This window comes from Sulfurospirillum oryzae (assembly GCF_025770725.1).
Lineage (GTDB): Bacteria > Campylobacterota > Campylobacteria > Campylobacterales > Sulfurospirillaceae > Sulfurospirillum > Sulfurospirillum oryzae.
The window spans coordinates 275,235-288,839 of the sequence record NZ_JANZKZ010000002.1 but is presented as its reverse complement, the minus strand read 5'-3'; the positions used below and the strand labels follow the sequence as shown (position 1 = coordinate 288,839).

13 protein-coding genes are annotated in these 13,605 nt (G+C 39.2%); 2 read left to right on the top strand and 11 right to left on the bottom strand.

The genetic code is table 11. The annotated features are described in order from the left end of the window. The 4 genes from sucC to mltG form a co-directional block, all read right to left on the bottom strand. Positions 1-1,170 (bottom strand): ADP-forming succinate--CoA ligase subunit beta, encoded by a 1,170-nt coding sequence (sucC, locus tag N0B29_RS05960; protein WP_263832789.1) that lies wholly within the window; start codon positions 1,168-1,170, stop codon positions 1-3. A gap of 124 nt (positions 1,171-1,294) precedes the next feature. After that, positions 1,295-2,248, bottom strand: coding sequence for a malate dehydrogenase (gene mdh, locus N0B29_RS05955; protein WP_263832788.1), 954 nt, complete (start codon positions 2,246-2,248; stop codon positions 1,295-1,297). Between the two features lie 32 nt (positions 2,249-2,280). Further along, positions 2,281-4,518, bottom strand: a complete 2,238-nt coding sequence (locus N0B29_RS05950; protein ID WP_263832787.1) for an NADP-dependent isocitrate dehydrogenase — start codon at positions 4,516-4,518, stop codon at positions 2,281-2,283. A 63-nt stretch (positions 4,519-4,581) separates the two neighbouring features. Continuing rightward, positions 4,582-5,571, bottom strand: a complete 990-nt coding sequence (gene mltG / locus N0B29_RS05945) for an endolytic transglycosylase MltG (RefSeq protein ID WP_438874161.1) — start codon at positions 5,569-5,571, stop codon at positions 4,582-4,584. On the opposite strand from mltG, the gene N0B29_RS05940 reads away from it, so the two are divergent. Further along, positions 5,462-8,023, top strand: a complete 2,562-nt coding sequence (locus N0B29_RS05940) for a YhdP family protein (RefSeq protein ID WP_263832785.1) — start codon at positions 5,462-5,464, stop codon at positions 8,021-8,023. The genes mltG and N0B29_RS05940 overlap by 110 nt on opposite strands. Here N0B29_RS05940 and N0B29_RS05935 read toward each other — a convergent pair. Genes N0B29_RS05935 through hypB form a run of 7 tightly spaced genes read right to left on the bottom strand, consistent with a single transcriptional unit; the run spans position 8,016 to position 12,818 of the window. Further along, entirely contained in the window at positions 8,016-8,651 is a 636-nt protein-coding gene (locus N0B29_RS05935) for an HAD family hydrolase (protein ID WP_263832784.1), read from the bottom strand. The two genes, N0B29_RS05940 and N0B29_RS05935, sit on opposite strands and share 8 nt — an antisense overlap. Before the next feature lie 2 nt (positions 8,652-8,653). Further along, positions 8,654-9,154, bottom strand: a complete 501-nt coding sequence (locus tag N0B29_RS05930) for a GNAT family N-acetyltransferase (protein WP_263832783.1) — start codon at positions 9,152-9,154, stop codon at positions 8,654-8,656. A 59-nt stretch (positions 9,155-9,213) separates the two neighbouring features. Then, positions 9,214-9,555 (bottom strand): hydrogenase maturation nickel metallochaperone HypA, encoded by a 342-nt coding sequence (hypA, locus tag N0B29_RS05925; RefSeq protein WP_263832782.1) that lies wholly within the window; start codon positions 9,553-9,555, stop codon positions 9,214-9,216. A gap of 15 nt (positions 9,556-9,570) precedes the next feature. Then, positions 9,571-10,578, bottom strand: coding sequence for a hydrogenase expression/formation protein HypE (hypE, locus tag N0B29_RS05920; protein WP_263832781.1), 1,008 nt, complete (start codon positions 10,576-10,578; stop codon positions 9,571-9,573). Beyond that, complete coding sequence (gene hypD / locus N0B29_RS05915; protein ID WP_263832780.1) at positions 10,575-11,705, bottom strand: hydrogenase formation protein HypD; 1,131 nt, start codon at positions 11,703-11,705, stop codon at positions 10,575-10,577. Before hypD ends, hypE begins: the two co-directional genes overlap by 4 nt. After that, positions 11,698-11,967, bottom strand: a complete 270-nt coding sequence (locus N0B29_RS05910) for a HypC/HybG/HupF family hydrogenase formation chaperone (RefSeq protein WP_263833332.1) — start codon at positions 11,965-11,967, stop codon at positions 11,698-11,700. The genes hypD and N0B29_RS05910 overlap by 8 nt, the downstream gene beginning before the upstream one ends. A 2-nt stretch (positions 11,968-11,969) precedes the next feature. Beyond that, positions 11,970-12,818, bottom strand: coding sequence for a hydrogenase nickel incorporation protein HypB (gene hypB, locus N0B29_RS05905; RefSeq protein WP_263832779.1), 849 nt, complete (start codon positions 12,816-12,818; stop codon positions 11,970-11,972). Between the two features lie 102 nt (positions 12,819-12,920). Here hypB and N0B29_RS05900 point away from each other — a divergent pair, with 102 nt between their 5' ends. Beyond that, the gene (locus tag N0B29_RS05900) at positions 12,921-13,604 is read left to right on the top strand and encodes a hypothetical protein (protein ID WP_263832778.1); all 684 of its coding nucleotides are present in this window, start codon (positions 12,921-12,923) and stop codon (positions 13,602-13,604) included. Position 13,605 lies beyond the last annotated feature (1 nt).

The following is a 13,605-nucleotide window of genomic DNA, read 5'->3' as shown; positions in this document are numbered from 1 at the left end:
TTAGTTTCCTTTAGCTGCAGCAACGGCTTTATTAGCACCATCGTTGAGATCGCTTGCAGTAATAATATTTTTGATATTGGCATTTTTAAGAATTTCGGCAGCTTCTTTGGCATTTGTGCCATCAAGCCTGACGATCACAGGAACGTGAACATCCACAAGTTTGGTAGCTTCTAAGATACCATTCGCAATACGATCACATCTTACAATTCCACCAAAAATATTGACAAAGATTGATTTGACATTTGGATCTTTAAGGATAATCTCAAAGCCTTTAGCAACGGTTTGAGCATTCGCTCCGCCGCCCACGTCTAGGAAGTTTGCAGGAGTGCCTCCCACGTAGTTAATTGTATCCATTGTACCCATCGCAAGACCAGCACCATTGACCATACAACCAACATTACCATCAAGTTTAACGTAGCTCAGTCCATAACCTGAAGCTTCACGCTCAATTGGGTTTTCTTCACTCTCATCGCGCATCGCTTCGATCTCTGGGTGGCGGAAGAGTGAATTATCATCAAAGCCCATTTTGCCATCAAGTGCAATAAATGAACCGCTTTTTGTTTTAACCAATGGATTGATTTCGATCATCTCTGCATCATTTTCCATATAAACTTTATACAGTGCTGCTGCAAATTTAATAAAACTACTAATCTCTTCTTTTTCAAGACCTAGTCCGTAAGCTAACTCCCGACCATGAAATGCTTGAAATCCAATAAAAGGATCAACAGCAACTTTGATAATCTTTTCAGGAGATTCTGCTGCTACTTTTTCAATCTCCATACCGCCTTCACGGGATGCCATAATGACAGGCATTTCACGAGCACGATCTAAGACAACACCAAGGTAAAGCTCATCAGCGATGTCTGCACCCTCTTCAATATACACTTTTTGAACCAGTTTGCCCGCAGGTCCAGTTTGATGTGTGACCAAAGTCATACCAAGAATTTCATTTGCAAGTGTTTTGACTTCATCTAAACTACGTGCCAATTTCACACCACCGCCAAGACCGCGTCCACCTGCATGGATTTGCGCTTTGACAACCCAAATTGAGCCACCAAGTTTCTTTGCGTTTGCAACAGCTTCATCAACACTAAAGGCTACATAGCCGTTCGGTGTGGGGACATTGTATCTCTTAAAGATCTCTTTTGCCTGATACTCATGAATATTCATAAAACCTCCCTGCATTGACTTAAATTAAACTTTCGATCCCAAGACTGTATAGTTATCTGCACACCATAATCAATAAAAATCCTAACTATATGTTTTTTTTGTCTCTAATTTAAGTTACGAGATTCTAATTAGACAAAAAAAACTCATTTTTATGCAATGTTTCTAATAATTTATTGACCGATTCTACGCTTTTTGCAAATTGATGTTGTTCGTTTAAATTAAGCGGTAATTCCACAATTTCTTCAATACCATTTGCACCTAAAACAACGGGTACACCGTTAACGGTGTTATGGTAACCATACTCACCCTCTAGTAAAACGGCACATGGGAAAATAGCGCGAGAGTCGCTCAAAATAGCCTCGATCATCTTGACGGTAGAATTCGCAGGTGCATAATATGCAGATGTTCCCATATACCCCACAATTTCTGCTCCACCATGACGAGTTTTTTCAATAATCTCATCAATTTCAAGATCGCTGAGTAAATCTGTAAGGGCTACACCGTTTACAGAAGAGTAACGAGGAAGCGGAACCATGTCATCTCCATGTCCACCCATAACACTCGCTGTGACTTGACCATACCCAAATCCAAGCTTTTGTGAAATAAAGGTCTCCATGCGTGAACTATCTAAAATGCCAGCCATACCAATAACGCGATTTCGTGGATAATTCCCCGCTTTGATGGCTACATAAGTAATGGCATCTAAAGGATTGGAAACGGTGATAATAATGGCTTCTGGCGCATAAGTTTTGACCTGTTCAATGATACCTTTGGTAATCTTGGCATTAATCATCAAAAGATCATCCCTACTCATACCAGGCTTTCGTGGACTGCCTGCGGTAATCACCACAATATCGCTGTTAGCGATATGTTGATAATCACTTGAAGCACTAATGAGCGTATGACTACCTTCGGGACTGGTAGCTTGAGAAATGTCAAGGGCTTTGCCAATAGCAACGCCCTCAACGAGGTCTATCATCACAATTTCGCGACAACTTTTGCGCATCGCAAGCCAATAACAAATTGTTGCGCCAACATTTCCTGCTCCAATAATTGAGACTTTTTTTCCTTGTGACAAAGAGACTCCTTCTTTACATGTAAATCAAAAAATTACGCTTTGAGTGCATCCAAAGCAGCATTGAACGTAGCACTTGGACGCATTGCCTTGCTCGTTTTTTCAAAATTAGGTTTATAGTATCCACCCATATCAACAGCGTTACCTTGTGCAGCATTTAACTCACCAACGATCTTTTGCTCATTGGCTTTGAGTGTCTCAGCAAGCGGTTTAAACTCTGCAGCTAGTGCTTGATCTTCATTTTGTGCGGCTAAGGCTTCTGCCCAATACAAGCTTAGATAAAAATGGCTTCCACGATTGTCTAACTCACCTACCTTTGATGATGGTGATTTGTTGTTATCTAAGAATTTACCCGTTGCGGCATCGAGTGTTTTTGCCAAAATAGAAGCTTTTTTATTGCCTACGACATTATCAAGGTGTTCTAACGAAGCGGTTAATGCCATAAATTCACCGAGGGAATCCCAACGTAAGTGATTTTCTTCTATAAATTGCTGAACGTGTTTTGGAGCAGAACCACCAGCACCCGTTTCAAACAATCCACCACCGCTCATCAATGGAACAATTGAGAGCATTTTAGCGGATGTTCCTACTTCTAAAATAGGGAAAAGATCCGTCAAGTAATCACGTAAAACGTTACCTGTAACTGAAATCGTATCGAGTCCTTTGACAATGCGTGCGAGTGATTCGCGAATTGCCTCTTCGGGTGTCATAATTTTAATATCAAGATCTTTAAGGTCGAACTCTTTGAGGTATTTTTCAACTTTTTTAATCATTTCTGCATCGTGAGCACGTGCGGGATCAAGCCAAAAAATGGCAGGTGTATGACTTAAACGAGCTCTGTTAACAGCTAATTTTACCCAGTCTTTAATCGGTGCATCTTTTGCTTGGCACGCACGGTAAATGTCACCTTTTTCAACAGGATGTTCCATTAAGACTTTACCTGTTGCAATATCGACGATGCGAACACTACCATCGGCATCACATTGGAAGGTTTTATCATGAGAACCATACTCTTCAGCTTTTTGCGCCATAAGACCAACATTTGGCACAGAACCCATTGTTTTAGGATCAAGTGCGCCATTTTTCTTACAGAAATTCATTGTCTCTTCATAGATGCGTGCATAACAGCGATCAGGAATCAAGGCTTTTGTATCGTGTAGTGCACCATCTTCTCCCCACATACGACCAGACTCGCGAATACACGCTGGCATCGAAGCATCAATAATGACATCGCTTGGTACATGTAAATTGGTAATGCCCTTGTCAGAATTAACCATTGCAAGTTTAGGGCGTTTGGTATAACACGCCATAATATCTGCTTCGACAGCAGCTTTTTGCGCTTCTGGAAGTGTTGCGATTTTGGTATAGAGATCGCCAAGACCATTATTGGCATTGACACCTATCTCTTTGAAAAGTGTTGCGTATTTCTCAAAAACATCTTTGAAAAAAACTTTGACCGCATAGCCAAACATGATAGGGTCACTGACTTTCATCATTGTAGCTTTTAAGTGTAAGGAGAGAAGAATACCGCTTTTTTTAGCCTCTTCCATTTGCGCTTCAAAAAATGCTGAGAGCTTTTTGCTGCTCATATAAGTTCCATCGATGATTTCATCTTGTAAAAGGGGTAGTTTTTCTTTTAAAATCGTTGTGTTACCGTCTTTTCCAACAAGTTCAATGCGAACAGTCGTTGCTTCTGGTACCGTAACCGCTTTTTCGTTACCGTAAAAGTCACCCTCATTCATATATGCGACATGCGAAGCAGAATCACTACTCCATTTTCCCATACGGTGTGGATTTTTACGGGCATATTCTTTGACACAAAGAGGCGCACGTCTGTCTGAGTTACCTTCGCGAAGAACAGGGTTAACCGCGCTTCCTAAGACTTTAGCATAGCGCGCTTTGATCTCTTTTTCTACTTCATTAGCAGGGCTTTCTGGATAATTAGGAACGTTATAGCCCTTTTCTTGAAGCTCTTTAATCGCTGCTTGAAGTTGAGGCAAAGAAGCACTGATATTTGGAAGTTTAATAATGTTGGCTTCTGGCTGATTTGCAAGTTCACCCAAATACGCAAGGTCATCATTGACTTTTTGTGTAGCAGTTAAATTTTCAGGAAAATTAGCAAGAATGCGACCTGCGAGTGAAATATCTCTGGTTTCAATCTCGATATTAGAACTTGCGGTAAATGCTTTAACAATCGGTAATAAAGAATACGTTGCGAGTGCGGGAGCTTCATCTACTTGTGTATAGATGATTTTACTTGTTTTTTGAGCCATGTTTACCCCTTTTAAGAACTAAATTTTGATAATGCTACCAATTTATTTATTAAATCTATGTGATTAATTTTTTATATTTTCCAAATGTGTCTCATAATTTTGGGAAAAAGTGTGCGTACCATTTTTATTTTTTACAAAATAGAGATAATTGGTCGTTTTGGGAAAAATGGCTGCAAAAATTGCCTCTTTACTCACACTACACACAGGATTAGGTGGTAAGCCTTTATACATATAGGTATTATAAGGCGACGTGTCTTCACGAATGCGCTGTGGGGTAATTTTAAGATGCGAATACTGCCCGTAATTAAGAGATCCATCCATTTGAAGCTTCATATCTTTTTTAAGGCGGTTGTAAATAACCGAAGAGACAAGAGGCATCTCTTCGTTATTGGCGGCTTCTTTTTGAATGATAGATGCGATAATAAGGAACTTTTGCCATTTAGCTTCATTAAACTCACCAAAGATCTTTTCGAAAACATCTTTATGGTACTTTTTGGCATTGGCAAGTAAAAAATGAATCAAATGCTTTTCATTAATACCCACAGGGATATAGTACGTATCAGGCACAAGAAATCCTTCTACATAAGGCGTTGCAAGGGCGTATTCTTGCATAAGTTTATCGTAGGAAAGATCAAATGCTAAAGCAATTTGAGCAAACAAAAGCTCTTTCGTTTCGCCAGGAATATAGGTGATGACCTTTAAAGGAGCTTTTGAGTGAGAAAGCTTGTAGAGAAAATCACCACGTGTTAAAGGGCTTGGATTAATACTCACCCAGCCCGATTGAGGTTTACCAATCATGTAAAGAAGGTATTTATCGACTTTGTCATGAAGGTCAAAATTTTTCTCAACCATATATGATATAATTTGACCTATTGAGCCTTGTGGCACAAAGGCGACCGAACTAGAAGTCATCGGTCTGGACAAGTGAAAGAGAAGTGAATATATGATTATTAAAGCAACATCACACACCATTAGGAATATCTGGATACTTTTATTATTCATAGTTCTTTCTGTCGTAGCATTAATTGGTACCTTAGTAAATGGCATTTCGATCGATAATTTAACATTACCGACGATAAAAATTGATCAATTATATATAAAACTAGATAAAAAATTGATTGTGAACATCCAAACGCTTGAAATCAAGAAGGATACACAAAACGATACCTCTCTTGAAGAGAGTACGACTATCATCAAAAATTTTCCTTATCTCAACCAATTTTTCAGCCATATTGTGATCCAAAATATGATCTACAATAACGAAACATTTAAACTCGATTATGAGGGTGAGACATTTAAACTCGAAAGCAATCATCTTAATGTCAATCTCATCATAACTCCCTTTGATAAGTGGAGTCTAGATCTTGAGATTCAAGAGGCGTATCTTAAAGATTATGCTTTACATGTAAAGGGTAAAACCCACATTGACCTTAAAGCCAAAACATACTCCTTTGAAGGTGAATTTGAAACATTTGGTCTTAAAGGTATTGCTATTTTCGACCTTAAAGATAAACTTTTAACCTACCATCTGCAAAGTGAAACCTTTACCAACAAAGAACTCACAGACCTTATGAACTTCATCGTGACGCAAGTGGAACTTGATCCAATTGCTAAGGATTGGATTGATAAAAACATTGTCGGGCAAGAGTACATTTTGCACTATTTTGAAGGTCAATTTAACATTGAAACCTTTGACTATTTTCCTCTTAAAATGCACGGTCAAGCTACCGTTAAAGATGCCATTGTAAGTTTTGAGCCTAGTGTTCCTCCTGCCCATGTTAACGAGATAGGCATAGAGTTTAAAAATGACACACTTCTCTTTGATGTTAGAGAGCCAACGTATGAAAAGAAAACTGTGGATAAAGCCGATGTGTATATCTATAATCTTATCGGTAAAGGAACAGGCATTGTTGTTGATCTTACGGCGACATCGAAGCTTGATGAACCAATACATAAAATTTTACATGCTTTTAAAATTGATGTTCCCATTACTCAAACGTCTGGTAAGACCGATGCTAAAGTGAGACTTGATATACGTTTTCTGCCTTTTGACATCAATGCTACAGGGAAATTTAAACTCTCACCCAGCGAATTTACTTTAAGTGGCGTACCTATGTCCACCAAAGCGGGTGAAGTAAGACTGGATAACTTTGCGATCACCCTAGATCACGCCAATCTTCGCTATAAGAATCTTTTTGATATTAATGCCACAGGTATTTTTGATGCGAAAAAAAGTCGTTTTGATGGCTTTATTGACATTAATTCTCTTCTTCTTGACTTTAGTGGAACAAAACTTTTAAAAATTGCTAATCTAGTCGATCAAAATGCTTCGTTTGCCATTGAAAACACGACGACTAAAATGCTTTTACCAAACCTTGACACTGCAATTATATTTGAAAAAGACAACAATCAATTTATCGTAAATGACCTTTCCAAAATAGCGTCCTATTCACCATTCATGAAAGATGCTTCTTTAACGCAAGGCGCTGTTACGGTTTTAACCAAAGACTTTGAAAATTTTGATGCTAAAATTAATTTACAAAATGTTACTACACCCCTTTTAGATAACCGTGAACCAGTGCGTGACTTTGAAATTGCACTCACGACCAATACACAAACACTTGATGCCAGCACAACGAATAACAAACTCTCGATTCATTTTGACAAAGATATTACGTTACATGTAAAAGATCTGAATATTTCGATACCTCAAGGCGATGATCCTTTAGACATACCTATCAAAACAACTATTTTTGGCGAAAACTCTTCTTTGATCGACATGGACAACAATAGAACGGTGCTGAGTGAACGCTATACCCTAACACTGTATAAAGATAGGGCTCACCTTAATTCAAAAAGGGGTCAATCTTCTTTTGAGTATGAAGAAAAAAAAGGAAGTTATGGCATTCAAGCAAGCGCACTTGATGCAGAAGCTGCCAATGCACTTCTGAATAGGCACTATTTTTATCAAGGAGATTTTTCACTCAGTATTGAAGGAAAAGATAGCCACACGATGCAAGGTACTTTCATTATGCGTAAAACCTTTATTAAAGACCTTAAATTCTTCAATAACCTTATGGCAACGATCAATGCTATTCCATCCCTACTTGTCTTTAACGATCCTAATTTTAATACAGAGGGCTATTTTGTGGATAATGGTTATGTTGAATTTAACCAAACGAAAGAGGCTATGCATATTAAAGAAGTACAATTACGGGGTAAAAGTGCAGATATTATGGGAGCAGGCATGGTCAATTTAACCAACAGTACACTTGATCTTAAACTTCAAATCAAAACGCTTAAAACTTTTAGTTCCGCAATTGACATGATCCCTTTGGTGGGCGGAATCATCCTTGGTGAAGATAAAAGAATTGCAACTAATGTTGACGTTATAGGCTCTACGACTGACCCAAAAATTGAGACACATCTAATTATGGATACACTCAAGACGCCCGTGAACATCATTAAGCGTACACTAGAATTGCCACTTGAGCTTTTCAAATAATCGTGTTAAGCAGTCCTACAAGTTCGTGGATATTATGAGCGCGAAGTTCTGCTGTTTCACTTGTTCCATAGCCCCATAGAGCGAAAACGAAGTTAATCCCCGCATTGGCGGCAGCACGTTCATCTTTAATGCTATCTCCAACCAAGATTGTCTTTTCTGGCACACTTCCAAGCTCTTCCATCAAGCGATAGACCATTAACGGGCTTGGCTTTGGCTCGGCGACATTATTAGCCCCTACAATAGCAGAAAAATACTCTATTATGCCCATCTGCTCTAACATGTGGCGCGCAAAAAAATCACTCGCATTGGTCGCAATAGCCAAATAAGCTTTTTGACTCAGTACTTGCAACATCTCTTTTACATCAGGATAAAGTGAGATCATACTTGGGGAAAAGTGCATATAATGTTCTTTAAACAAAGCGCGGTGTGCAGGGTCATACTCTTCTGTGTTGTAAAAGATTTTTGGAAGATGCTGGTCTGGCTGATTGATATGATACTCTAAGTACTTCTGACCAATAGGCTCTAATCCCAAATTTTGACGTACATAATTGACACTGTGCGTCATAGCCGCACTAGAGTCAATTAAAGTTCCATCCATATCAAAAATAATTGAGGCGTCTTTTCGCATGATTATTCTTGAATACGAAGTCCTAGCACCAAAAGGTCTTTATCGACACCTTCGATGTTAGCAACACGGTTAAGATTACCCCACTCTTTGAAACCCAATTTTTTAAAGAGTTTCAAACTGGGTGTATTTTCAGAAAATATAAGAGCTAAAAGTGTTTTAATTTCATAGCCTTTGGCTTGTTCTATCGCTTCACTTAAAAACTGCTGTCCTAGCTTTTTGCCTTGAAAGTTTTTATCGATGTAAATATTAATACGAGCGCTATGGCGATAAGCAAAAAGGTTTGCATAAAAAGGTTGCAAACTGATCCAAGCAATAATACGTCCATGATACTCTTTGACAAGTATTGGGCGCAATGCATCATGTGCATGAAACCATTCTAATTTATCTTCTACTGTGACGATTTTACTATCAGCAGTGGAGATACCATCCTTGATTGCTTCATTATAAATTTTAATAATTTCTGGCAAATCCTCAATGGTTGCACGTCTTAGCACATCTAACATTTAGCCGCTTCCTTAATAATGTGATAACTGATTATACATTACTGAGTCTTAGCCTCTCTTTACTCCATTTCCAGACGCATTAAATACATCTCTTCACCATCAATCACCGAGACATCTGTGCTCATACATTTAGGACAGCAAAATTCATTTTTGCTAAGTTCAGCTTCATTCTGACAGCTCTGACAACGGATGACAATATCTTGAACATGCATGACAAATTCTGCTCCATCGCATACCGTTTCTTCTTTAAAGGTATCAAAAGCTGTTTCCAAAAGATGAGGTTCAACACCGCTCAGTTTTCCCACTTTTATCTCAACTTTAGTCACTTTTTTGGCTTCATGCTCTCTGGCATTCTTCTCGCACATTTCTAAGAGTGCATTGACGATCGAAAATTCATGCATAATGGTGTACCTTACTTAGCAAATTCTTGGCAAAAGCTCACCTTTAGGTGGCTCTAAAAAGCGTTCTGATCCCCAAGGTGTATGAAGAATGACTTTATCCCTGTACAGGTCGCTGACTTTTCCAATAATAGCAACTTTAGCTGTTTCATCAAATCCTTTGAGCACTTCAACGGCTTTTTCGACTTCACTTTGAGGGAGTGCTATGACCATAGTACCCTCATTTGCAAACTCATAAGGTTCAAATCCTAAAAGCTCGCACACACCTCTGACCTCTTTGGCAACAGGAATTTTAGCTTCATCAACTTCAATACAAACGTGCGATGTGACAGCCCATTCATTGAGTACGGCACTAAGCCCTCCTCTGGTTGCATCTCTTAGGGCATGAATCTTCACACCAGCGTCGATAAGTGCTTCTACCGGCTTCCATAAACTTGTACAGTCTGTTTGAAGGTTACTCTCTAGCTCTATCTCTTCGCGTGTTGCTAAGATGCAGGCACCATGATTTCCCACTTCATTGGAAACAATGATGACATCATCGTTTTCTAAATTGTGTGCTGAGATGTCCTCACACATAATTTCACCAATACCAGAGGTGTTGATAAACAGTCCATCAACTCCACCTTTTGGAACGACTTTGGTGTCACCTGCAACAATCTTCACGCCGCTTTTAGCCATTTCATCGCGCATGGTTATAACAATCTCTTCAAGATGAGAATACAAAAAGCCCTCTTCGATCATAAACGAACAGGTCATATAACGAGGTTTCGCGCCCATCATGGAGAGGTCATTTACTGTTCCAGCAATGGCAAGTTTTCCAATGTTACCGCCTTTAAAGAAGAGCGGTGAAACGACAAAAGAGTCGGTTGTAAAAGCGATTTTATGGTCATTCATCACAAGACTTGCTGCATCTTCCATGCGTAGCAATATGTCATTGTCAAAATGTTTAAAAAACAGGTCTTTGATAAGGTTTTGAGTCTCTTCTCCACCACCTCCGTGAGAGAGAAGTATCTTTTTTTGGCTCACGCTTTCGCTCCTTTGAGGTTCAATTTACCGTATTTGAAGTACGCAGCACAAGCGCCTTCACTCGAAACCATACACGATCCCATTGGATTGCTAGGTGTGCAGGCTTTTCCAAAAACTTTACAGTCAAAGGGTTTGGCCTTACCTTTTAGGATGTCACCACAAATACACATTTTATGGTCATTCAACTCTGTTTTAGGCAAGATTTCATCAAAAACAATTTCAGCATCAAAAGCAGAAAATTTAGGTCTTAGTTTTAGAGCACTCATAGGAATATCCCCAATACCACGCCATCTAAAATGCTCTCTTTGTTCAAAGTAAGTGTCAACAAGCTCTTGAGCCTTAAGATTTCCCTCACGAGAAACCGCTCTTGCATACTCATTTTCTACAACACTTTTGCCCTCATTCATTTGACGAACAATACGCAAAACAGACTCCATAACATCGGTTGGCTCGAAACCTGAAACCACCACAGGCGTATGGTACGTTTCTGCAATTGGCTCATAAATTTTAAAACCCGTGATAACACTTACATGCGAAGGTCCTAAAAAAGCATCAATCTTAGCATCTCCACCACTCATAATGGCATCTACCGCCTCAGGTACGGTAACATGGTTTATATGAAAGAAAATGTTGCTCAGGTTTTGCTCGATAGCTTGCTGCACTAAAACAGCACTCATTGGTGTTGTTGTCTCAAAACCAATGGCGAAAAAGACAACATTTTTATCGGGGTTTTCTTTAGCAATTTTAATCACATCAAGCGGTGAATATAAAGAGCGTATATCTTTCCCCTCAGCGCGAAGCTTTTGCAAAGAAGTTTTGCTTCCAGGAACGCGGATCATATCACCAAGAGTCGCAAGAATCGTATTTGGCATAGAAGCCAAAGCGATAGCGTGATCGATGCGCTCTTTAGGCATGATGCACACAGGACAACCAGGGCCGTGCACAAACTCAATGAAATCAGGCAAAATTTGAGAAAGCCCAAACTTCATAATCGTATGCGTATGTCCACCACAGACTTCCATAATGTTAATCTTTGACGTACACTCTTTTTTAATGAGTGCCGCTAAGGCTTTCATGTGTTCAGGGTTACGAAATCCTTCAATGAGATCCACTTCAACTTCAGACATAGTTACTATTTCCTTCTTCGTCGCTAATCTCACCATCGCGCATCGCTTCTGCTATTTCATTGTAAGCAGCAATGCTATCTTCTGCATGTTCTTTACTGATCTTATTCATGGCAAATCCTACATGAATCAGGACATAATCACCAACATTTACCTCTTCAGCTATCAAGTCAAGCGTCACTTTACGCTTAACACCCATAGTATCTACCGTTGCATAGTTATTTTCGTCGATTTCAACGACACGAGAGGGAATAGATAAACACATGGTTACCTCAATGCTTTTTTCATTTTTAGGTAATTGATCCACTGATCAATCCCTTTTCCAGACTTGCTGTCAATTTCAATAACATCAACTTTTGGATTGAGTTTTCTAGCCTCACGGATGGCTTTTTCAACACTAAAATCAAAGTATGGTAACAAGTCACATTTGGTGATGAGGAACAAGTCAGCACTTCTAAACATAACAGGGTATTTGGCTGGTTTATCATCACCCTCTGGTACAGAGAGAAGTACAACATTTAGGTGTGACCCTACATCGTAACTCGCGGGACAGACAAGATTGCCCACGTTTTCGATGAAAACAACATCAAGCCCATCAATCGGCAAATGGTGAAGTCCTTCATGCACCATAAAAGCATCCAAATGGCACGCTTGACCTGTTGAGATTTGATGCGCCGGAGCACCTTTGGCAATGATGCGATCCGCGTCTTGGTTGGTTTCAAGATCACCTTCGATGACACCGAGCTTAATCTGCTTGGTATCAATGGTCGCTTCTAAAAGCGTGGTTTTTCCACTACCTGGGCTACTCATAAGGTTGATGGCAAGAACACCATGCTCCTCAAAATGAGCTCTGTTGTGCGATGCTTGCGTATCATTGGCATCCAAAATTTTGGTAATAACCGCTATGGTTTTTTTATCGTTAAGTTGAGGGTTGGCATGGATTTCTTCATGTTTTCGATGATCATGGTGATCGTGGTCATGGGCATGAGGATGCTCATGATGGGTATGATCGTCGTGATCGTGTGAATGGCTATGCGTATGACCATCGTGAGAGTGTTCGTGCGCGTGCGCAGACCATTGGGTAGGAGTGATTGAACAACCGCAATCTTTACACATTTTTAAGTCCTTATCTCTATATTTTGATCCATTATAGTCCGAAGCGGTTAAACAAGAGCTAAAAAAAGAAGTTTCTTAGTTATTTTCAGGAAAAATACACTTATGAAAACAGATCAAAAACAGTGCATTTTTTGCGGAAATAAAGTACTTTACAGTATTTCAAAAACACAATACCGATGCGTTACATGTAAACGAACATGGAGTCATGCTAAATATGCTAAAGAGATGAACATTTTGGACTGCTTTATTGATAACAAAAGTGCCTATGAATGTGCTACGCTTTTAAAATTGAATTATCTTACTGTTGCTAAAAGCTATCAAAAATTACGACTCGTACTTATAGGACATTCCGAAACCCTTTATGCAGAACAAACAGATTCTTTTTCGCAGTACGATGAGTACTATTATCTGCCTACATGTAAACGAGGAAATCCAAAACATCTCTTTGATGCTATCGGAATTTTGAGCATGCTGTATGGAAAACGTATTCACACGCTTTTGCTTCCCGATCAGTTCGCTCATCTGAAAAATTTAGAAGAAAACTCTATTGAAAAAGAGACTTATGCACGCTACCTTAACCAACACAAAGTGGCGCATTACGAGAGCTTTGAGAATGCCTTAGTCGATTTTTGGATCTTTTTAGAAAACTGGCTGGATCATTTTAAAGGAATAAAAAAAGAGAATTTTATCTATTATCTTAAAGAAGCAGAGTTTAAATTTAACTATGAGAAAAAAGAACAGCGCCTCATTTTAGAGGCGCTGTGGAGGAAAAATCTTTACATGTAAA

Excerpts from the sequence above, each read along its gene's own strand:
- sucC (WP_263832789.1), bottom strand. The coding sequence starts at position 1,170 with ATGAATATTCATGAGTATCAGGCAAAAGAGATCTTTAAGAGATACAAT.
- N0B29_RS05950 (WP_263832787.1), bottom strand. The coding sequence starts at position 4,518 with ATGGCTCAAAAAACAAGTAAAATCATCTATACACAAGTAGATGAAGCT.
- N0B29_RS05940 (WP_263832785.1), top strand. The coding sequence starts at position 5,462 with ATGATTATTAAAGCAACATCACACACCATTAGGAATATCTGGATACTT.
- N0B29_RS05935 (WP_263832784.1), bottom strand. The coding sequence starts at position 8,651 with ATGCGAAAAGACGCCTCAATTATTTTTGATATGGATGGAACTTTAATT.
- N0B29_RS05930 (WP_263832783.1), bottom strand. The coding sequence starts at position 9,154 with ATGTTAGATGTGCTAAGACGTGCAACCATTGAGGATTTGCCAGAAATT.
- hypA (WP_263832782.1), bottom strand. The coding sequence starts at position 9,555 with ATGCATGAATTTTCGATCGTCAATGCACTCTTAGAAATGTGCGAGAAG.
- hypD (WP_263832780.1), bottom strand. The coding sequence starts at position 11,705 with ATGTCTGAAGTTGAAGTGGATCTCATTGAAGGATTTCGTAACCCTGAA.
- N0B29_RS05910 (WP_263833332.1), bottom strand. The coding sequence starts at position 11,967 with ATGTGTTTATCTATTCCCTCTCGTGTCGTTGAAATCGACGAAAATAAC.
- hypB (WP_263832779.1), bottom strand. The coding sequence starts at position 12,818 with ATGTGTAAAGATTGCGGTTGTTCAATCACTCCTACCCAATGGTCTGCG.
- N0B29_RS05900 (WP_263832778.1), top strand. The coding sequence starts at position 12,921 with ATGAAAACAGATCAAAAACAGTGCATTTTTTGCGGAAATAAAGTACTT.